The following is a 21860-nucleotide window of genomic DNA, read 5'->3' on the forward strand; positions in this document are numbered from 1 at the left end:
TATTCTTGTGCCCACATTAGATTCTTTCTTTTCAGAGCAAGGTGCGCTGTCTTCAGCATTAAAAGGCTATCAAGTACGAAAAGAACAAGTGCATCTTGCTGAAACGATCGCGCGCCAAATTGAGCGTAAAAGCGTTTTATGCGCAGAAGCCGGAACGGGCATCGGCAAAACGTTTGCTTATTTGTTTCCGTTATTATTGAGCGCAAAAAAGGCGTTAATTTCCACGGCGACAAAAACGTTGCAAGAGCAAATTTTTTATCACGATATTCCGTTCGTGCAAAAAATATTGGGCAACTCGCGCAAAATCGCTTTATTGAAAGGGCGGCGCAATTATCTTTGTTATGAACGTTATGAGCATTTAGCCCATAAACCGCCGCAAAATGCGCAAGAGCAAAAATATCGTCAATTGATTGATGATTTTGCCGTGCGCAGCAAAGATGGCGATTTGGCACAACTTGATATTCCCGAAAATCACGACATTTTGCGCGCGGTCAGTTGCACGGCGGAACAATGTTTAAACGCTGATTGCCCATTTTTTGCACAATGTTTTGTACAAAAAGCGCGGCAGAAAGCTAAAGATGCCGATTTAATCGTGGTGAATCATTATTTATTGCTGGCGGATCTCGTATTAAAAAATGATGGTTTTGCCGAAATTTTGCCGGAAATTGAAACGTTTATCATCGATGAAGCACATCATTTACCGACGATTACGCGGCATTTTTCGGGCATAACGTTATCGCAGCGGCAATGCCATCTTTGGTTAAAAGAATTTGATGAGGCGGTGATTGAACACGCGCCCGATGCGTTAACTTTGCGCCATGCGATCAAAACCGCACAAAATGTTATGCAGCAATTTCCCAGCAGTTTGCAAATATATGACGAGCGCATTTTAGAAATGCCGGATTTGCAGGCGCATCATGATTTTTGGGAAATCATTGCCGCGTGGCAGCAAGCATTGATGAAACTATTATCAGCGTTACAACCGCAATTGCCGCGCGCGGCAGTTTTGCATACTTTTGAACGGCGCCTTGAAACGGCTTTAAACAGTTTGGACGAATTTTTAGCGCTTAAAGATGCCAACGAATCATCGCCCGAAACGCCAGAAGCAAAATGGGTGGAAGTGCGCGCGCAGCATTTAGTATTAAATCGTGTGCCAGTTAATGCCGCATTGCAATTCGGAACATGGATTGAACGCAGCGATGCGGCATGGTGTTTTTTATCGGCGACGTTAACCATTAATCAAAGTTTTACGCATTTTTGCCACGAACTGGGTTTAAACGCGTCGGTGGAAACTTTATATTGCGCCAGTCCTTTTGATTATCCTAAGCAAGCGCTGATGTATCAGCCGACGCAATTGCCCAATCCCAACCACCCGCAATATACCGAATCATTTATTGCAGCCGTTTTGCCGATTTTGCGGCGCAGTCAAGGGCGTTCTTTTTTATTATTTACCAGTTACCGCGCATTAAAAATTGCAGAAAAATTGTTGGCAAATGAGGAATTTGCACTTTTTGTGCAAGGCAGCGCGCCCAAAACGAAATTATTAGCCGATTTTTGTCAAACACCGAATGCGTTATTGCTGGCAACCGCGAGTTTTTGGGAAGGTGTTGATGTGCGCGGCAAACAATTAGTATGCGTAATGATCGATAAATTGCCTTTTGCGGCGCCTGATGATCCCGTCAGCAGAGAACGGCATCGTTTGCTGGAAGAGCAAGGTTTGTCGCCTTTTATGTACGATACTTTGCCGCAGGCGGTGATCAGTTTGAAGCAGGGCGTGGGGCGTTTAATTCGCGATCAAAAAGATTATGGTGTTTTAGTGATTGGCGATCCGCGGTTGCGGCAGAAAAGTTATGGAAAAATATTTTTGGAGAGTTTGCCGCGCATGACGCGCACGTCTAAACTCGATATTGTCTACCGATTTTTTAACTATCATGAACATTCCTGATTTATCAAAACCTTTATTAGCTATTGATACGGCAACGCCTTCTTGTTCGGTTGCCGTGCGCGTAAATCAGCGCATTATCGCGCGCGCTGATCATAGCGTTGCCAAACATACGCGCGTGATTTTGCCGATGATAAAAGACTGCCTCGATGAAGCGCAGCTCGCGATGACGGATATCGCCGGCATTATTTTAAGCGCAGGACCAGGCGCGTTTACGGGATTGCGCGTGGGCGCAAGCGTTGCTTCGGGATTGGCTTATGCCAGCAATATTCCCATTGGTAAATTGTCTTCTTTGGCGCTTGTTGCCGCAACAAGTGGCGAAACGGGCATCGTGTTACCGCTTTTAGATGCGCGGATAGAACATTGTTATGCAGGTTTATATCATTGTTTTGACAATCAAATTGAAGTGTTAGCGCCCGATACTTTATGTGCGCCTGATGAATTACCCGAAGATTGGCAAACGCGCGCGCAATGTGCGGTTGGTTCGGGACTGATTTATCGCGATAAAATGCATTTTGCAACGGCAAAACTTTTGCCCGATACCGTTCCTTTGGCAGAAAAAGCGTTTTCCTGCTTATCAGCGGTTTGTTGGCAATCTGCGCAAACGCCAATCGAACTTTATTATTTACGCAACGAGATTACTTCATGATGCCTCATTCTATTTCAACGCAATTAACCGTCCGCATCAGCGATATCAATTACGGCGGTCATCTCGCCCACGATCGACTCGTCAGTCTTTTGCATCAAGCACGCTGCGATTTTTTAGCGCATTTTTCAGCCAGCGAAGCCAATTTTTTTGGCACGGGGCTCATTATGCGCACGCTTCATGTGGATTATTTAGCAGAAGCGTTTTATGGCGATAACTTATTGATTACGATGCACGTAACGGAAAGTGGACATACTTGGTTTATTTTGGAATATCACGTGCAAGTTGATGACAAAACCATCGCCACGGCGCAGACGAAAATGGTCGCTTTTGATTATCACAAACGGCGCGTGGCAGCGTTACCCAAAGATTGGCGCCATTTGACCGATAAACAGGAATAAAAGATGAAGCAAAGTGTGAGTTTACTGCGGCGCCTGTTTACCGTACTTACGGCGATTATTGTGCTGGCAGTATTGCTGTTGATTTTTCAGTTTACTGATGTGGCTTTTAGCGTTTGGGGACGTTTGCAGGAGTTATCCGTTGGTTTTTTATGGGTTTATTGCGTGGGCGTGGTCTTTATTGCCGCGCTGGGCATGATTTTGATTTATAAAATTTGGACTTTGGGGCGCGCGCGATCGCCGCAATCGTTAACTAAAAAACAACGCAGTTTGGCAGAAATTCAGCAACGTTTACAAAAAGCCCAAGCGCAAGGCATTGATACTACGGATATTGAATACGAATTAGCGCAACTTCAAGCGGATACGCCCAACGTTTTTTTGGAAATTGCTTTTTTCGGCAAAATCAGCACGGGCAAAAGTTCGCTGATTCAAACTTTATTACCGCAGGCAAATATTGAAATTTCCATTATCGGCGGCACCACGGCAACCATCGATCGTTATCATTATCAAACGGCAAACGGCGTGCATTTAACTTTGCTCGATATGCCGGGCACGCATCAGGCGGAAACGTTGGCGCAGTTAGATGAAACCGTGTTACAAGCGGCGCGCAAAGCGCATATTGTGTGTTACGTTTTAGATCAAGATATGACGGCTTCCGATTGGGAATCGATAACGCAATTGCATCATTTTCATAAACCGATGATCGTCGTGCTCAATAAAATTAATCGCTACAGCGAGCAAGAACAAATGCAGTTAAAAAATCGTATTCAAAGCCGGTTGCCAAAAGATACGCCGCTTGTGCTGACTGCCAGCGCTTATCCGCAGCACGTTAAATTCATGCGACAAGATGGTTCAGAAGAATGCATTGAGCGCGTCGGCGGCGGAGATGTTCAAGCTTTATTACACGCCATTACCGATTTAGAAAAACAACGCGGTTATTTGGTTAACAGTCAGCGGCAAGCAATTATGGCTTTGGCTGATGATGCTTTAAATATGCGCATTGGGCAGCAACGCAAGAAAAAAGGCGAAGCGCTGGTAAAAAGTTATGCGCGCAAAGCGATGTTGGGCGGCGTGGCAGCGGTGGGGCCGGGCACGGACGTTATTATTCAAGGTTATTTGGGCATGGAAATGGTCAAATCGTTATGCAAACTTTACGATGTTCCCGCCAAACATATTGATTTACAAACTTTAATTGAATCGGCAACCGGAAAAGTGCGTACGCAAATGACGGTACTTTTAGCGCTGGCGGGCAATGTATGCAAAGCTTTTCCAGGAATTGGTACCGTGATTGGCGGCGCATCGCACGCATTAGCTTATGGTTTAATTTTTGAAAGTTTGGGCAATGCCGTGGTGCAAACTTTAGACCAACACGCAGAAGCATTTAATGATCAAAACATCATCAAACATTTCGAGGAGCAATTACAGCATGACTTGGAAAAACGAGCAGTCTCCCTGCTCAAATCCACCTTCAACGACAAAACCGAATATTGATGGCGCATTTCATCTGTTAAAAGCGCGAAATTCTTTGGTGCAATTACTTGACGATAGCCGTTTATCGGCGGCGGCGCGGGCGCGGTTGGCAGAAGATTATCAACATTTACAACGTTTTTTAGGCAAAATCGAACAAGGCACCATTCACGTGGCAACATTTGGACGCGTGGGCGTGGGCAAATCAACATTATTAAATGCGCTTTCTGGAAAAAATGTTTTTTTAACTAGTGTGTTACACGGGCAAACCCAGCGCAGTGAAGAAGTTTTATGGGAAAATGCCGGCGACGGCATCGTTTTTTTGATTGATACCCCTGGCATCGATGAAATTCACGGGCAAGAACACGCTTTAATCGCTCAAACCGTTGCCCAAAATGCCGATATTATTTTGTTTGTTATCGATTCGGATATGACCGATATTGAACTTTCCGCGTTGCAACAATTGCATCATCAAACGCAACCCATCATTTTGGTGATTAATAAATCCGATCAATTAAGCGCCAAAGAAGCCTTGAAATTACAAAAACATATCCGTTGGCGCGTTGCCGAAATGATTCCGCCGGAACGCGTGGTGATGACGGCGTCGCGTCCTGATGAAGAGTTGATCGTTAAAGAACGAGAAAACGGCAACGTTGAAGAAATCTGGCAAACGCGGGCGGTTGATATCGCAGAACTTCAAAAAGTCTTGCAGGATTTAATCGCGCAATTTGGACGCAGTTATGTGGCGCTTAATGCCAGCGTTTTTGCCAGCCGTTTATCGGATAAAGTGGTGGCAGAAGTGATGGCGGTGAAACAAAATGTTGCCGAGCATGTGATTCGTCAATACGCTTTATTTAAAGCCGTTGGCGTGGCGATTAATCCGCTGCCGGCGGTGGATTTATTAGCGTTAGCAGCAGATAGCGGCATGGTGGTTCATTTAGCGCAGATTTATGGTTTTTCTTTAACGCGGCGCGAAGCCGGCGCATTAATGCGCACCATCGCCCTGCAAACGGGATTATTAATCGGCACGGTGTACGGCGTACAAATTCTATCGTCAACCTTAAAAGGATTAACTGCGGGTTTGTCCACCGTATTAACCGCGGGCACGCAAGCCGGACTTGCTTTTTACGGCAGTTATGTTGTCGGCAAAGCGGCGCAAAAATATTTTGCCGCCGGCGCATCTTGGGGCGAAGGCGGCGCAAAACGTGTTATTGAAGATATTATTGCGGATTTGGATAAAGAAGCATTGATGATGGAAGCAAAAAATTCGATTCGCCAAATTTTAGGAAAGGAACAGCATGACTAACGATATATTTCCCGCGGAAATTTCGGCAGAAATTCTGGAAAAAGGTTTAAATTTATTAACATTTTCTGGAATTGACGATGGCGATATTTATCTTCAACGTTTGCGCAGTGAATATTGGTCGCTTTCCGAGCATCGCGTTAAAAATGCGCAATATCATGCGGCGGCAGGATTAGGCGTGCGCGCCGTTGTGGGTGAGCAAACGGGTTTTGCTTATGCCGATATGATTTCGCAAGAAGCGTTATTTGATGCTTGCCGTTTTGCGCGGCGCATCGGAAAAGCGGGTCAAAACGGAACTGTACGCGTGCCCAAATGGCAGGAACAAACCGTAAAACCGCTTTATCCTGCCGTTGATCCGTTAACGCGTTATGCCGATTCAGAAAAAGTGCGGTTATTACAATTAGCCGATCAATACGCTTATCAAGAAGATCCGGCGGTGGTTGATGTATCGGCATCATTTGCGGCAACTTATGAAGAAGTATTTATTCAACGTTTAGACGGCGGTTTTGCGCGCGATATTCGTCCGCTGGTGCGTTTTAACGTGAATGTTGTCTTGGAAAAAAATGGGCAACGTGAAAGCGGTTATGCCGGCGGCGGTGGTCGCGGCGATTATCAGCATTACTTTTCCCCCGAACAAATTCGAAATTATGTGCAAAAAGCCGTTAAACAAGCGCAAATATTGTTAACGGCGCAAGCGGCGCCGGCAGGAGAAATGCCCGTTGTTTTGGGCAACGGTTGGACGGGCGTTTTATTGCATGAAGCCGTCGGACACGGTTTGGAAGGCGATTTTAATCGCAAAGGCAGTTCTATTTTTAGTGGGAAAATCGGCGAACAAGTCTGCTCACCGTTATGCACCGTTATTGATGACGGCAGTTTATTAGAACGCCGCGGATCGTTATCGGTTGACGATGAAGGCACGAAAACGGCAAAAAATGTGTTGATTGAAAACGGCATTTTAAAAGGCTATTTGCAAGATCGCATGAATGCGCGTTTGATGAAAATGAACGCAACGGGCAACGGTCGGCGCGAAAGTTATGCGCATTTGCCGATGCCGCGCATGACGAATACTTATCTGGCAGCCGGCAAACACAAACCAGAAGAAATGATTGCCAGCGTTAAACGCGGACTTTTGGTGACAGAAATGGGCGGCGGACAAGTTGATATCACTAACGGGCAATTTGTTTTTTCGGCGACTCAAGCATGGTTGATTGAAAACGGCAAAGTAACGGCGCCGGTTAAAGGAGCGAGTTTAATCGGACAAGGAATTGAAGTTATGCAACGGATTTCGATGGTGGGCGATGATTTTGCGTTAGACGGCGGCGTGGGAAATTGCGGCAAAAGTGGGCAAACGGTGCCCGTTGGTGTGGGGCAACCCAGCGTGAAAATCGACCGCTTAATCGTAGGAGGAACGCATGCTTAGTCTCGAAAAATTACGCGCTGATGCCGAATATATATTAAAAACGGCGCAGCAAAACGGCGCCGAACAATGTTATGTCAGCGTTCATACGGCGTTAGGTAATCACGTTGGTTTTCGCACGGGCAAAATAGAAGCTTTGGAACGCGTTGAAGATTTTTCCTTAGCACTTACCGTCTACCGCAAACACCGCAAAGGATCGGTAGCGATTTCCGATCGCAGCGAGCAAGCCATGACGCACGCCGTTAAAACCGCGTTATCGCATACGGAATTCACTGAAGACGACCCCGATTTTGGCATTGCTGCGGCAGAAGATTATGCGCGTTGTTGTGATGATGATTGGCAGGCGCTGCAGTTGTGGGGCAATCCGCCGGATATTGACGCATTAACGCAGCTTGTTTCATCAGCAGAAGCTGCCGCGCTTGCCTGCGATCCGCGGATCGTGTCGCATCACGGCGCGCAAGCTTACGGCGGTGAATCGGCTTTTTATGTGGCAACGAGCAATGGATTTCGCGGCGGCGCTCAAAGAAGTAGCGTTTCTGTGAGTGTGAGTGCATTAGCGCGCGAGGCAAACGATCAACAAAGCGCTTACGATTATGATCATAAAATCTTAATCGATGATTTACGCGCTGCCGCCGATATCGGCAAAACCGCGGCGCAAAAAGCGTTAGCCGCGTTGAAACCGCGCGCCGTAAAAACGGACGTTTATCCCGTGTTATTTGTGCCGGAACTGGCTTCTGGATTAATGGGACATTTATTGTCGGCGCTCGGCGGTTATCGTCAATATCGAAAATTGGGTTTTTTGCCGGATTCTTTGGGAAAAACTGTATTGCCGGCGTGGTTAAGTTTGCATGAAAATCCTTTATTGCCCAAAGGTGCCACTTCTGCTGTATTTGATGGCGAAGGCATTGCCGTGCGCAATCCGGTGCTGATTCATGAAGGAACGGTTGAGCATTATTTGCTTGGCAGTTATGCCGCGCGGCGTTTGCATTTAACGCCCAGCGGAAATAGCGACGGCGTGCATAATTTGCAATTGTTGGCAACGCCGGATCACGTTTTATCGCTTTCTGATTTGTATCAGCAGATGGAACGCGGTTTGGTGGTTACAGAATTAATGGGGCAGGGCGTGGATTTGTTAACGGGCAACTATTCCCGCGGTGCGCGCGGTTTTTGGGTTGAAAACGGCGAGATTGCCTATCCGGTAACCGGCGTGACGATTGCCGGATCATTGCCAACCATGCTGCAAAATATCATGGCAATTGGTGATGATATCCGCTCATTGGGCGCCGTACACGCGCCTTCCATTTTGTTACGAGAAATGACGGTTGCCGACGGTGAATGACGTTGATTTTATGCGTTTGGCGCTGGAGCAAGCGCAATTAGCCGCAGAAATCGGCGAAATTCCCATCGGCGCGGTTTTGGTTTATCAGCAACAGGTGATCGCGGCAAATTTTAATCGCACGATCAGCGCTTGTGATCCCAGCGCGCACAGCGAAATTTTGGTTTTACGCGAAGGCGCGCAACGCATTAAAAATTATCGTTTAACAGAAATGGCGCTTTATGTGACCGTTGAGCCGTGCGTGATGTGCGTCGGCGCATTAATCCATGCGCGCATTGAAAAATTGGTTTTTGGCGCGTATAACGCGCGCGGCGGCGCGTGCGGCTCGTCTTTTGATTTAACGCGTCATGCGCAATTAAATCATCATATTAACGAAGTTAAAGGCGGCGTTTTGGCGGCAGAGTGTCAGTTGTTATTGCAGCAATTTTTTCAAAAACGGCGAAGTCGTTTGGGAGCAGAAGATGCGTAGTGAACGTTTATGGTTTAATTTTTTTGTTTTATTGGCGTTAACGTTGAGCTGTAGTTTTGTGTACGGCGAATTGGGCAGCCCCGAATATCACGAAAAAATGGGATTGTTTTTTGCCTTTGTGGTCAGTTTGATTTGTACGGTTTTAAAGTTTGGCGATCGAACGCAAATGGGATCTTTATTGATGGCAGCGAGTTTGGTCAGCGATGTGCAATTATTAGCCGCAATTTTGGTATGGACGTTTTCCGTGGGTATGCTTGATGGCACAACGATGGCGACTATTGTTTCTTTTGCTGCCGGCGCGATGGTGGCGAATATCGTTTCTGTGATTTTAATTATTATCGAAACAACGACTTTGCGTCGTTAGGGTGATTCTGATGAACGAAGTCGTTTATCTTTTTTTCCGGCAAATGCGCCGCCCCGCGTTGGTATTAATTGCGTGTTATACGGTTGCTATTTTGGGCATGTCGATGATTCCAACGCTCGATGATAACGGCGAGTTGATCTATTTCTCGATTTTTGATTCTTTTTATTGGATTACGATTACCGCGACCACGATGGGGTACGGCGAAGAACCTTATGGTTTTTCGCATTGGCAGCGTTTGTGGGTGATTTTGAGTATTTATTACACGGTGCCGGCGTGGCTTTATGCCGCGGGTAAAATTATCGCAATTTTGCAGGATCCGGTTTTTCAACACGCATTAAAAGAAAACAGTTTCGCGCGCCGCACGGAACGCCTTAAACAACGTTTTGTAATTATTTGTGGTTTGGGCGAAGCCGGCGCGAAATTAGCCAAATTGTTGTTGAAAAACAATTATCAATGCGTGGTGATTGAAAAAAATGAAAACCGAGTGGCGAGTATGGCGTTGGAACCGGAATTTCATAATGTTTTATCGACGGTGGGTGATGCTTCCGATGTGCAATTATTGGAAAAAGCAGGCATTCGTTCGCCGTTTTGTCGGGCGGTAATCGCGATTACGAATGATGAAGCGGTCAATATTAAAGTGGCGTTATCGGCAAAATTATTGTCATCGGAACATTATCGTTTTCAAATTATTTGCCGAACGACTTCCGCCAAAGGCAGCGCGCATGCTAAATCGTTTCATACGGATATGGTTGTGAATACCAATCAAGTTTTTACCGAACGGCTGACGATGGCGCTGCGGCGTCCGGCAATTGCCAGTTTGATGGCGCGCGCGTACGCCGAACCCAATTCCACTTATGAACCGTTGCCGCAACCGCCCAGCGGTAAATGGTTGTTATGTGGTTTTGGTGAATTAGGGCAAACGCTCCAGCAATTTTTAGAATATGAAGGTGTGGAAAGCGTGGTGATCGATGAAGGCAGCGATGAACGCATCGATATCCACGGCACGGGCACCGAAGCGGTGACTTTGCGTGAAGCGCGGATTGATCGGGCGCAGGCAATCGTTGCCGCGCATGCGTATGATCCCGATAATTTATCGATTGCGATGACGGCAAAAGCGATGCGCCCGTCGTTGTATGTTGTAGGAAAACAAAACCGCACCAGTAATGAACATTTGTTTCAAGTGGCAGGATTTGACCGCGTGATGGAAGAAGCTGATTTACTCGTCAGCCAAATTTTTCCACAAGTAGCGCGACCATTATTAGCGCGGTTTATTCGTCTTTTACGGCACCAAGATGAAGCTTGGGGACAAAGTTTGGTGCAACGTTTGGACGCGTTGGGCAAAAGAAGCGATGGGCAAATTTTAAATCCCAAACATTTTATTGCTCGCATTGATTACGAACACGCGCCCGCCGTGATGGATTATTTAAAAAGTGGGCATTTATTGCGTTTGCAAACGTTATGGATGCACCCTAATGAACCGGAAACCTTGCACGAAGTGGTGCCGTTATTATTGTATCGTCAGGAAAAAGAATATTTATTGCCGAATCCTGCGATGCATTTGGAAGTTGGCGATCAAGTTTTATTGGCTTATGTTGAGCGTTCGGCGGGTCATCGCATTGGGCGAAATTGTTTTGATTATGCGGCGCTTTATTGGGCACAACACGGGCGCGAGCGCATGAATTCTTCCGTTTTAAACTACATTTACCACAAACTACAATAAGGAGCGCAAAGTGACGGATAAATTGTTTTATCAAAGCTACGGCGACCACGAGCGAAGTTTAGTGCTTTTGCACAGCGGCGGCATGGCAGGCGCGGAATGGTCGCCACAAATTCCAGCGTTTTCAAAACGTTATCGTGTTTTAGTGCCCGATTTATTGGGACACGGGCGCAGTTTGTTTCACGGCGAACGCTTATCGATGCAATTATTAGGAGAAGCCGTTTTGGCAATGTTAGATGCCGAAGGAATTGCAAAAGCATCGTTTTGTGGTTCATCGATGGGCGCGGCGGTGACGATGTGGTTAGCGCTGAATTATCCGCAGCGCGTGGAAAAAGCCGTTTTTTACCGCATTACTTATCACAAAAATGCCGAAACCTATGCGCAAACTAAAATGATGGCGCAGCCGGAATATTGGCAACGATTTGGTTTACAAAAATGGTTGGAACAATTGCATGCGCCGCAGGGCGGAACTGATGCGTGGAAAACCGTTATTGGACACGTCGCGCGCGCTTTGGATCCCGAATATTCCGATCATCATCATCGTTTGGAGGATTTCGCGCGTTTATCGATGCCGGTTTTGTTGATTGTGGGTGACCGCGATCCGGTGGCGCCGCTTGCAGAAATTTTGGAATTGTATCGAATCATTCCCGATGCTGGATTATGGGTGATACCATTTGCCACACATATTACCGCAAGCAATACTTGGCGCAGCGGTGCGTTTGCTGAAGAAGTCATTCGTTTTTTAGCGCGCCGCAGTGCTTGATAAAAAGGAGAAATGATGAAAGTCGTTTGTGTTACGGCGAATCCGGCAATTGATGTGACGGTTCATGCCAATAATTGGCGGCAGGGGCGCGTTAACCGTGGACAAAAAATTGAAGAAACTGCCGGCGGCAAAGCATTAGGCGTGGCAATTAATTTACAAAATGCTGGAATGACCGCGATCGCCAGCGGTTGGTTGGGCGAAAATAATGAAAAAACGTTTATCGATACGCTGAAAAAACAAAGCGTTACCGATGCATTTATTCGCATTCCCGCGGCAGAAACGCGCCGTTGCATCAAAATCATTGATGAAAATACCAGCGAAACGACGGATATCAATATGCCCGGCATCGAAATTCCGCGCGCGGCGCAGCAAAATTTGATCGATTATTTAGATGAAGTGGTCGATCAGCAAACGGTTTTGGTTTTTGGCGGCAGTTTACCGCCCAACGTTGCCGAAGATTTTTATGCGCAAATGACGGCAAAATTTCATGCGCGTTGTCCTTTTATTGCCGTAGATACCAGTGAAGCGGCGTTAAAAAACGTGATGCGTTCTGAAATCTTGCCGCAAGTGATTAAACCTAATCTTGATGAATTGGCGTTTTTATGCGGTCGGACGTTGCGCAATGATCCTGATATTGTTTCGGTGGGCAGATCATTTGTTGCCCGCGGCGTAAGACTCGTGGTGATTTCTTTGGGTGCGCGCGGGGCGTGGTTTATTAATGAAACAGAAGCGTTACACGCACAACCGCCGCAGGTGAAAGTTGTGAGTACGGTGGGCGCTGGCGATGCGATGGTGGCAGGTATGGTGCGCGGCATGATTTTAGGCAGTTCGTTAAGTGATATTGCTAAAACGGCAACCGCTTATAGCGCGGCTAATGTGCAGCATTTAGGCGCTTATTTACCGGCTGCGGAAATCGTTGAGCAATTAAAAAATCAAGTAACGATTGTGCGGTTTGAAGATTGATGAATGCAGCCATTATTCGTCCGCGCGCAGGGAAAAAATTGTTGCGCTTTAATAAACCGTATGGCGTTTTGTGTCAATTTAGCGATCAACAGGGACGCAAAACGCTGAAGGATTTTGTACCCGTGGCAGATGTTTATCCGGCGGGACGTTTGGATTATGACAGCGAAGGTTTGGTTTTATTAACTGATGATGGACGTTTGCAGGCGCGGATTGCGCAGCCGCACAGTAAATTGCCCAAAACTTATTGGGTGCAAGTGGAAGGCATGATTACTGAAAACGCTGTGCGGCAATTGGCGGCGGGCGTGCGGTTAAAAGACGGTATGACTCAACCAGCGAGGGCACGGATATTAACCAAACCAACATTATGGGCGCGCGAGCCGCCGGTGCGGTTTCGTAAAACAATTCCAACCAGTTGGCTGGAATTAACGCTTTATGAAGGGCGCAATCGTCAGGTGCGGCGTATGACGGCGGCGGTGGGTTTTCCAACTTTGCGTTTGGTACGAGTGGCAATTGGTATGTGGCGATTAAATGATTTGGCATTGGGCGCTTATGAAGAAGTCGTTTTCTAAAATAATAAGTTGAGAAAGATTATTTTTATTTAACTTTTTGTAAATTCATTATTTTTTTATCTCTATTTTTCTTTTTCATTGAATCCTGACGACGAATAGCGAATAATCCCCTTACTTGTGTTTTTGTTGGCTTTGCCCGATTAAAAACATCTTAAATGCAGATTTATTTGTACTCGGAGAGAATAATGACAAAGATTCTTGATGATATTGTTGCTTATAAACAACAAGAAATTGCCGCTTTAAAACAGCAAAAAACAGAAGCCTCTTTGATTGCAGAATTGGAAACGTTAACCGATGCGCCGCGTGGTTTTATGCGTGCATTGCGTGATTGTCGAGATCGCGGCGGCGTTGCCGTTGTTGCCGAAATTAAACGCGCGTCACCGAACCAAGGTTTATTGCGGGAACAGTTTATGCCGGAACTTTTAGCTCAAGAATGCGTGCAATACGGCGCCAGTTGTCTTTCCGTATTTACGGATACGCATTTTTTCTACGGCGATGTGGCTTATTTAAGCGCGGTAAAAAAGGCGGTGCCGGTGCCCGTTTTGCGCAAGGATTTTATTATTAGCCGTTATCAAATTTTGGAATCACGACTTTTAGGCGTCGATTGTATTTTATTGATTGTGGCAATTTTAACGGACGAACAATTACAGGAATTCGTTGTTTTAGCGCATGATTTGGGTATGGACGTGTTAATTGAAATCCACGATGAAAACGATTTGAAACGGGCGCTTAATGTGCCGGTGCGGACGTTGGCAATTAACAATCGTAATCCCGAAGATTTTAATGCTTCATTGGAAAAATCGGCGCAATTGCGGCAACAATTGCCGAAAGATTATTTTGTTATCAGCGAAAGCGGTATTAATACGCATGCTGATGTGGTGTATTTGCTCAATTGCGGGCTTGATGCCGTTTTAATTGGCGGCGCGTTGATGAGTGCTGAATTTGCTGGAGAGGCGTTACATCATTTAATTTATGGAAAAGAGGATTGAAATGGAACCGAAAGTTTATGAAATTAATCATCCACTCGTACAACACAAATTAACCACTTTGCGCCGCAAAGAAACGCATACGATGGAATTTCGCACGATTACGCGAGAAATTGGTTTGTTGTTGGCTTATGAAGCTACGCGCGATTTTCCGCTGCAAGATTGCGAAATTGAAACGCCTTTGGAAAAAATACGTTCTAAAGAATTGCAAGGTAAAAAAACGTGTATTATTAGTATTTTAAGAGCAGGAAATGGTTTATTAGACGGTGTTTTAGAATTATTACCGGCGGCAAAAGTAGGCTACATTGGCATGGAACGCGATGAAGTAACGCATAAACCGCGCGCTTATTATTGCAAATTGCCCAAAGCGATGGACGAACGCATTACTTTAGTTGTTGATCCGATGTTGGCAACGGGATTTAGCGCAATTGAAAGTATTTATAAAGTCAAAGCATTAGGCGCTATCGATATTCGTTTTTTATGTCTTTTATCAGCGCCGGAAGGTTTAAAAGCAATGCGAGAACATCACCCTGATGTACCAATTTTTACCGCCGCTATCGATCGCGAATTAGATGAAAATGCTTATATTCGTCCTGGATTAGGCGACGCGGGAGACCGTTTATATGGGACGTTATAGTTTCTTATGCGGATTATTGTTGCTTTTCGTGGTGCCGGCGATGGCGGTGCAAAATTATCGCGCTACTTATGCGTTGCGCATTCGCGGCGTGGGCGCCGGCGAGATGAGTCATGACGTTTTTTTTACGGATTTTACTTACCGCGTTGATACCGTAGCGATGCCGGCAATTACGGCAAAAATGCTGGGTTTTGATGAAATGCGCGAATCGGTTCGCGGGCTTAGAAAACAACATGACGTTATCCCGCAAGTATATTGGCGCGAAATGGAAGGCAGCAGTAAATACCGCCTGCATTATGATTTTCACCCTGATCAACATCAAATCGAGGCGGTGATCGGTGATAACTCAAAAATGCTCGATTATGACGCACAACTTCAACCTTTAGATACTTTATCGATGATCGTCCAATCATTATTGGATATCGAAAATAACGTGAAATCGACGGAATATACTTTAGTCAGCGACGATGAAATTAAAACCTACCAAATCGAGGAATTACCCAAGCAAAAATGGAAAGATGCTCAAGGGAATACCACTTTGATTCGGGTTTATCGCCAAACAAATGGCAGTAAGCAGACGATGGTTTATTTTGCGGAAAATCCTTTGCGATTAGTGAAATTAGAACAATTTCGCAAAGGGGAATCTCGGTTTCAAATTACTTTGACCAACTATCAAACACTCAAATGAAAACGCTTTTAATAGAATCTGTGGAACACCCTTCACTGACGCAAATTCATGACGGATTGCGTCACGCGACGGGCACCTGCGAAGTTTATACGTTAACGAGCGATCATCTGGAAAATATGGAACGTTTTTTTCAACGTTTTATCCGTCTTGAACAATACGATCGCATCGTTTTGCAACTTTCCCAACAAATTATTTACGAACAAAGTCCTTTTTTGCGGCAACTGCCTTATATTTGTTTTTTATCGTTTAATGAAGTATTTACTTCTGCCGATCGGCACCGTTTAATGCAAAATATGAACGTGATGCCGTGGGCGCGTTTGATCAGCGATGATTTTTCAATTATCAAATGGCAAATGGAATGCGGACACGATGCGCATTGGTTAAAACCCATTTATAACCCGTCTACTTATCCGCTTCCGCGCAAACCCAGTGCGGAATTGACTTGTTATATTTACGAACCTTCCGGACGCTTTTATGAAATGCGCGGCAGACAACTTTCCGCAATGGCAATGAAAACGCTGGAAATCGCCGATGTTGGCGATGAACTCGCGTTATTAGGCAATGGTGATTTATTTGTTTGTTTGCCGGAATATATTGAAGATTCATCGCGGCTGATTATTCGCGCGATGGCATACGGCGCCGTCGTCATTACTTTAGATCCGGGCAGTGAGCAGCGGTTGCGCTACGGTTGGCAAAATACGCGCAATTGTATTTTTGTTTCCAAAGTCGAAGAAATTATTCCCATGCTCGGCGTGTTAAGCGATCAAAAAGAAACGCGTTTGGAAATTGCCGCGGAAGCCAAAAAACACATTGAAAATTTTTATCCTTTCACCGTGGGACAAATGTTAGGCGCGGTTTTATTAAAACCGATTCGCAAAGCGGCAGATTATCCCCGTAAAACGCGAGTATTTGGTTTTGAAATTTGAACGGATTGTGATGCGACTGGCGCAGATTTTCGCCGCTGATAACCGTGGCTTTTATCTGCTCATTATGGGAATGAGTTTATGCTCATCGGGCATCGTTTGGTTTAATTACGGACAAGTTTTTGATATTTCGTCTTTGCAGCAATTATGGACGATAAAAACCGCGCCAGAAACGTGGTTTCATTATTTATTGCGTCCTTTTGCTTTGGGCGGTGAAGCTTGGGTCGTATTCGCGATTGCGGTTTTTACGGCAATCATCATGGTGCAATTTGCCAAAATCAGCACCATGATTGGCATCGGACACAAAGCATTATTTACCTTATTTCTCTTTTTAAATTTTTTACCAGAATTCAATCACGTACGCTTTGCCGTCACCCCGTTCTGGTTGGGATTATCGGCTTGGTTAAGCGCGATTGGGTGCTTTTTATTTTATTATCCTGCGCGGTTTTATCGGGGATTTTGTCTTTGGGCAGGATTTTCTTGGCTGGCAGGATTTTGCGATCCGATTTTCTTTTTTTGGGCGCTGGGTTTTCCGCTGTGTTTTTTATTTTGGGCGGGCAAAAACCATCGTTGGTGGGAACTATTATGGGAGCGCGGTCGATTTTTACTCGTTTACTACGCATTAATCGCCATTGTCATTGCGCTGGTTCCGGCGTGGAGCAGCAGTTTTATCAACAGCGCGATTTTATTATTCAACCGCATACAAAAAACGGCGATCGTCATCTCTTCATTATTCAATCGCGATAACAGCGCGGTGGTGAGTTTTATTTTAGTGATGGCTTTTATTGCGCTTGACGTCATTAAAACCGCCGGCGTACTCGTATTAATTTTAATTTGGATCAGCCACGATCGCGGCATCAGCTCGATTTTATCGCCGCAAATCAAACGTTTTTTTGGGTTATTACTCTTTTTTGCTTGGTTAACGCATACCGCGTGCGTATTTTACCGCGGCGCGTTGTTATCCAGTTTGTATTATTTATTGATATTATTGCCCATTTTATGGTTGTGCGCGGGCGGCGCGTCTTATCTGGTTCACCGTTTATTAAGTGGAAAAATGCCGCCGCAACGCGCGGTGGTAATGTGGTGGTTATTGGTTGCGTTAGCCATTGCCAGCATGGTGCAATTTGGTCCGAGCGCCGATTATCAACGTTTGGCAGGAAATTATCTGGCGCAATTAGCACCGGAGCGCGTCTTGAGTAATTCAAAAACAGCTTTATATTACGCGCGCACAGCGCCAGACGATCAACATTTCAAAACCTTATCAGAATTTTTAACGGCGGCACATCATTATCCGCCAGAAACATATTATATTTTCCGTCATCATCGTAACGATCCTGTGCCGGCTGTACTTTCGCAGCAAACGATTATTGCCGAATTTGCCAATCGTCACGGCGATAAAGCCTACATTTTAAAAGTAACAAAATGAACTCAATCGATAAAAAAACATTTGCTGCCGATGCTTGGCAGCCGCGCGTGACGCGCGATTATCCCGTTCGCATCAGTAAAACGATGAACGATCTGATTAACCACAGCGCAGCCATTGCCCGTCAATTTTTGCCATCAGAAGATGAATTAACGGTGGCGCCGGAAGAATTGCGGGATCCGATTGGTGATGAAGCGCATTCTCCAGTGGACTTTTTGGTGCATCGTTACCGTAATCGCGTGTTATGGAAAGTAACGCAAGTTTGCGCGGTGCATTGCCGTTTTTGTTTTCGTCGCGAATTAATCGGACAAAAAGGCAGCCGTCCCGATGAAGCTGCCATTCAACAAGCGCACGATTACATGCGGCAACATCATGAAATTGAAGAAGTTATTTTAAGCGGCGGCGATCCGATGACTTTATCCGCTGAACGTTTGCGTTTATACGTGGCGCCGCTTTTGGAAATAGAACATATTCGCCGGATTCGCGTTCATACGCGCATGCCGATCGTTGCGCCGGAACAAATTAAGGAAGAATGGTTAACGACGTTGCAAAAAACCGGCAAACAAATTGTTTACGTTTTGCACGTCAATCACGCCGATGAATTTAATCCCGCGTCTGATTCTTTACTGGCGCGATTGGCAACCGATCATCTTTTATTATCGCAAACCGTATTATTGCGCGGCGTTAACGATGATGCCGCAGTTTTAGCGCAATTGATGGAAGCGTTTTTAGCGCGACGCATTAAACCGTATTATTTGCATCATTTGGATTTAGCGCGCGGCACCGGACATTTTCGCGTCACGATCGATGAAGGTCGCGCCATTTATCAACAATTACGGCAATACGTCTCTGGCATTGCATTGCCGACGTATATCGTAGAAATTCCCGGCGGCGATGGCAAAATCGCCGTGATGACGTTAACCGCCGCAGAAAAAGCCGCATTGCACGCTGCCGGCATTAAATGAAGGTTGTATCGTATCCAAAGCGTTGCGCGCCGGAGCGATTTCCAAAAGATTGGCATGCGCTGGTGCGCGCGATTTATGCCGCAAGAGTGGATAATCCCGAAGAAGTGGCAAAACCTTTGCGGGCTTTATTGCCGCCCGATAGCGTGCCGGATATTGAAAAAGCCGCGCAGCGTTTATTAACGGCGATCGTTCAGCGCGAATCGATTTTGATTTTCGGCGATTATGACGTTGACGGTGCCACGGCTACCGCGTTATGCGTTAGCGTTATTGAGCAATTAGGCGGCAAAGTGGATTATTTTATTCCCAATCGGCAGCGGCACGGCTACGGTTTAACGGTTCGCGGTTTAAAAACTTTATCAACTTTGCCGGCGCTGGTGATAACGGTAGATAACGGCATTCGCAGTTTTGAAGCGGCAGAATGGTTGCAAGCGCATAATGTAGCGCTCGTTATCACCGATCATCATCAAACAGATACTACTTTGCCGCGCGCGCAGGCGGTGGTTAATCCCAATCGGCAGGAGCATCATTATTTGGGCAATTTATCGGGTGTGGGCGTTGCTTTTTATGTGTTATTAATGTTGCGACGGTTGTGGTACCAACAATTCGGTAATTTCCCTGTAGATTTAAATAGTTATTTGGATTTAGTGGCTTTGGGAACGGTTGCCGATAAAGTGCCGCTGGATCGTAATAACCGCATTTTGGTTGCGCACGGCATTGCGCGCATGCGAACGGGACAAAGTAATTTAGGCATTCAAGCGTTGATTGCGGTCAGTAATCAAACACCGGAAATGATGACGACGCGCGATATTGATTTTTCACTGGCGCCGATTTTAAACGCCGTGGGCAGACTTTCAGAAATGAGCGAAGGCGTGGCGCTGTTATTGAGCGCGGATTGGCAAACGGCTTGCGATAATGCGCAATATTTGGAGCGATTTAACCGCAGCCGTAAAGCGTTAACCAATGAAATGGAGCGACAAGCCGCATTGCAAATTAATCCCGATGCCGTGATTGCGAGCGCCTATCAAGCGGATTGGCATGAAGGCATTATTGGCATTGTTGCGGCGCGATTGAGTCAAACTTTGGCGCGACCGGCGTTGGTGGCAACACAAAGCGATGATGGTTTGGGTATTAAAGGCTCGATGCGTTCGATTGCCGGCGTTGATATTCATCGTTTATTAATTGCGGCGGTGGCGGATTTGCCTAGCGATTGTATCCAGTTCGGTGGACATGCAATGGCAGCGGGATTTACCGTGTTAAAAGAATGTTATCCGTTATTATTAACAGCGTTAAAACAACATTTTGAACGCCAAATTGGCGCCCGCGTGCCCGAACAACCGCTTTATTTTGATGCCGAATTACCCATTGATTTATTGCAGCTTTCGTGGGCACATTTTTTGGAAAATTTGGAACCGTGGGGCGCGGGATTTCCACCGCCGCAGTTTTGTAATCGTTTTATTGTTGCTGATTGCCGCGCGCTGGGCGCAGGGCATACGCGTTTGGTGTTACGCGAGCCGATAAACGGTCAACTTTTTGATGCCACGTGGTTTTTTCATAAAGAGGATTTGCCGTCGGGAACGGCGGTAAAAGTGGTTTATCAATTAGAAATTAACCGTTTTTTTGGCGATGAACGCTTAAATTTGTTGATCAATGCCCTTGAAATCGTTTAATAATGCGGTGGAATTTCCGCGCGGATATTGCCTAAATGCGCATTTGATGCACAACGCAGGCGTTCTATTTCTTGGATTAACGCGCGCAATTGGACTTGTTGCGCGCTCATTTGTTGATTTAATAAAGCGACAGTATCGTTTAGGCTGTTGATCATATCTTGCTGATATGAAAGTTTAATTTCGATATCAATTAAACGTTCTTCCATTAAATCACTCCCAAAGTGCGCAAAGCATGCGCGATGCCGTCTTCTTCAACGGTGCCCGTGATATAGCGCGCAACGGCTTTTACTTCTTCGCGTGCGTCGCCCATCGCCACGCCAAATCCCACCGCGCTAATCATTTCAATATCGTTTAATCCGTCGCCAAACGCCATTGTTTCTGCCAATGGAATATTCCGCGCCGCGCAAATATCATAAATGCCGCGCGATTTGGCGCCGTTACGATGAAAAACGTCAATACATAACGGGTGCCAGCGGATCAGTTCATAAATTTCTTCATCGATAATTTCGTCATCAATGAGTTCTTGCGTTTGTTTGGCATTGATAAATAAAAGCATTTGATAGATATCGTGATTGAGCGCGTAATCCGGCGCAACTTGCTGACCGCCAATGCCTTTTAATGCCGTATTGACGCGTTCGCTATCGGCGGAGACGGCTAATATTTCCTCGGAAACGCTGGCATAATCCCAGCCGCGTTTGCGCATCGCCGTGGTTAAATTATGAATAAAATCAGCTTCTAACGGGTAACTGGAAATCGTTTTTGGAATGGCGTTTTCATAATAACAATTGTATTGACCGTTAACGCTGACTAATAAATCCATCAAACCGTCGGTAAATAATTGACGAATATGCGCTGGAAAACTCGCGGGCGTCCGTCCGGTAGCGATTGCGGTATGAATGCCTTGCGCGCGAACGGCTTTTAACGCATCACATACCGAATCCGGCATAAATTGAGTTGCTTTACGGTGTAGCGTTTCATCAATATCGAAAAAAATTAGGCGGGGTTTAAAAGTCGTGTTCATAATCCAGCTCACACAAAATAATGCGGCAGTATAACTGCCATAAGCAGCGGTTAAAAGTCAGAACGCGGTGGAAATAAATGCTTGGTAAAAAATGGGAACGTAAAAAGGATAAAAAACGTGATACGATGCTCGCGATTTTTTCTGACGCAAAAATCGATTTTAAGCGGAAGGAAAAATGCCCGCTTTCAAGCGGATCATG

The 21860-nt window shown here is 45.8% G+C and carries 22 protein-coding genes; 20 read left to right on the top strand and 2 right to left on the bottom strand.

Features of this window, described 5'->3' with window-relative positions; all coding sequences use genetic code 11:
- Positions 1-7: 7 nt before the first annotated feature.
- The 20 genes from AKG33_RS01330 (at position 8) to recJ (ending at position 20640) form a co-directional block, all read left to right on the top strand.
- The gene (locus AKG33_RS01330) at positions 8-1945 is read left to right on the top strand and encodes an ATP-dependent DNA helicase (RefSeq protein WP_050707846.1); all 1938 of its coding nucleotides are present in this window, start codon (positions 8-10) and stop codon (positions 1943-1945) included.
- Entirely contained in the window at positions 1932-2591 is a 660-nt protein-coding gene (tsaB, locus tag AKG33_RS01335) for a tRNA (adenosine(37)-N6)-threonylcarbamoyltransferase complex dimerization subunit type 1 TsaB (RefSeq protein ID WP_012030907.1), read from the top strand. The genes AKG33_RS01330 and tsaB overlap by 14 nt, the downstream gene beginning before the upstream one ends.
- Entirely contained in the window at positions 2588-2989 is a 402-nt protein-coding gene (locus tag AKG33_RS01340; protein WP_012030908.1) for an acyl-CoA thioesterase, read from the top strand. The genes tsaB and AKG33_RS01340 overlap by 4 nt, the downstream gene beginning before the upstream one ends.
- A 3-nt stretch (positions 2990-2992) precedes the next feature.
- Positions 2993-4477 (top strand): GTPase, encoded by a 1485-nt coding sequence (locus AKG33_RS01345; protein WP_012030909.1) that lies wholly within the window; start codon positions 2993-2995, stop codon positions 4475-4477.
- On the top strand, positions 4413-5759 hold the full coding sequence (locus AKG33_RS01350) for a YcjF family protein (RefSeq protein WP_041729476.1): 1347 nt from the start codon (positions 4413-4415) through the stop codon (positions 5757-5759). The genes AKG33_RS01345 and AKG33_RS01350 overlap by 65 nt, the downstream gene beginning before the upstream one ends.
- Complete coding sequence (gene tldD / locus AKG33_RS01355; RefSeq protein WP_012030911.1) at positions 5752-7176, top strand: metalloprotease TldD; 1425 nt, start codon at positions 5752-5754, stop codon at positions 7174-7176. Before AKG33_RS01350 ends, tldD begins: the two co-directional genes overlap by 8 nt.
- Positions 7169-8512, top strand: a complete 1344-nt coding sequence (locus AKG33_RS01360) for a TldD/PmbA family protein (protein WP_012030912.1) — start codon at positions 7169-7171, stop codon at positions 8510-8512. The genes tldD and AKG33_RS01360 overlap by 8 nt, the downstream gene beginning before the upstream one ends.
- On the top strand, positions 8505-8978 hold the full coding sequence (tadA, locus tag AKG33_RS01365; RefSeq protein WP_012030913.1) for a tRNA adenosine(34) deaminase TadA: 474 nt from the start codon (positions 8505-8507) through the stop codon (positions 8976-8978). Before AKG33_RS01360 ends, tadA begins: the two co-directional genes overlap by 8 nt.
- Positions 8971-9342 carry a DUF6394 family protein gene (locus AKG33_RS01370; RefSeq protein WP_012030914.1) on the top strand — a complete coding sequence of 124 codons (372 nt, stop codon included), beginning with the start codon at positions 8971-8973 and terminating at the stop codon, positions 9340-9342. The genes tadA and AKG33_RS01370 overlap by 8 nt, the downstream gene beginning before the upstream one ends.
- A 10-nt stretch (positions 9343-9352) precedes the next feature.
- Entirely contained in the window at positions 9353-11062 is a 1710-nt protein-coding gene (locus tag AKG33_RS01375) for a potassium channel family protein (protein ID WP_012030915.1), read from the top strand.
- Positions 11063-11072: 10 nt separating this feature from the next.
- On the top strand, positions 11073-11822 hold the full coding sequence (locus AKG33_RS01380) for an alpha/beta fold hydrolase (protein WP_012030916.1): 750 nt from the start codon (positions 11073-11075) through the stop codon (positions 11820-11822).
- Positions 11823-11834: 12 nt separating this feature from the next.
- Positions 11835-12785: a 1-phosphofructokinase gene (gene pfkB, locus AKG33_RS01385; RefSeq protein WP_228369825.1), complete on the top strand. Its 951-nt coding sequence runs from the start codon at positions 11835-11837 to the stop codon at positions 12783-12785.
- On the top strand, positions 12785-13354 hold the full coding sequence (locus AKG33_RS01390; RefSeq protein WP_012030918.1) for a pseudouridine synthase: 570 nt from the start codon (positions 12785-12787) through the stop codon (positions 13352-13354). Before pfkB ends, AKG33_RS01390 begins: the two co-directional genes overlap by 1 nt.
- 185 nt (positions 13355-13539) lie before the next feature.
- Positions 13540-14343 (top strand): indole-3-glycerol phosphate synthase TrpC, encoded by an 804-nt coding sequence (gene trpC, locus AKG33_RS01395; RefSeq protein WP_012030919.1) that lies wholly within the window; start codon positions 13540-13542, stop codon positions 14341-14343.
- Between the two features lies 1 nt (position 14344).
- Positions 14345-14977, top strand: a complete 633-nt coding sequence (gene upp / locus AKG33_RS01400) for a uracil phosphoribosyltransferase (RefSeq protein WP_012030920.1) — start codon at positions 14345-14347, stop codon at positions 14975-14977.
- Complete coding sequence (locus AKG33_RS01405) at positions 14964-15662, top strand: DUF3108 domain-containing protein (protein WP_012030921.1); 699 nt, start codon at positions 14964-14966, stop codon at positions 15660-15662. Before upp ends, AKG33_RS01405 begins: the two co-directional genes overlap by 14 nt.
- A complete protein-coding gene (locus tag AKG33_RS01410) occupies positions 15659-16588 on the top strand; it encodes a glycosyltransferase (protein ID WP_012030922.1) in 930 nt (309 codons plus the stop codon). The genes AKG33_RS01405 and AKG33_RS01410 overlap by 4 nt, the downstream gene beginning before the upstream one ends.
- 10 nt (positions 16589-16598) lie before the next feature.
- Positions 16599-18011, top strand: coding sequence for a hypothetical protein (locus AKG33_RS01415; RefSeq protein WP_161802452.1), 1413 nt, complete (start codon positions 16599-16601; stop codon positions 18009-18011).
- Entirely contained in the window at positions 18008-18973 is a 966-nt protein-coding gene (locus AKG33_RS01420) for a KamA family radical SAM protein (protein ID WP_081423586.1), read from the top strand. The genes AKG33_RS01415 and AKG33_RS01420 overlap by 4 nt, the downstream gene beginning before the upstream one ends.
- Entirely contained in the window at positions 18970-20640 is a 1671-nt protein-coding gene (gene recJ / locus AKG33_RS01425; protein ID WP_012030925.1) for a single-stranded-DNA-specific exonuclease RecJ, read from the top strand. The genes AKG33_RS01420 and recJ overlap by 4 nt, the downstream gene beginning before the upstream one ends.
- Here recJ and AKG33_RS01430 read toward each other — a convergent pair.
- Both AKG33_RS01430 and AKG33_RS01435 read right to left on the bottom strand, forming a co-directional pair.
- Positions 20637-20846 (bottom strand): SlyX family protein, encoded by a 210-nt coding sequence (locus AKG33_RS01430; protein WP_012030926.1) that lies wholly within the window; start codon positions 20844-20846, stop codon positions 20637-20639. The two genes, recJ and AKG33_RS01430, sit on opposite strands and share 4 nt — an antisense overlap.
- Positions 20846-21661: a Cof-type HAD-IIB family hydrolase gene (locus AKG33_RS01435; protein WP_012030927.1), complete on the bottom strand. Its 816-nt coding sequence runs from the start codon at positions 21659-21661 to the stop codon at positions 20846-20848. Before AKG33_RS01435 ends, AKG33_RS01430 begins: the two co-directional genes overlap by 1 nt.
- Between the last annotated feature and the right edge of the window lie 199 nt (positions 21662-21860).

This window comes from Dichelobacter nodosus, from assembly GCF_001263335.1.
Lineage (GTDB): Bacteria > Pseudomonadota > Gammaproteobacteria > Cardiobacteriales > Cardiobacteriaceae > Dichelobacter > Dichelobacter nodosus.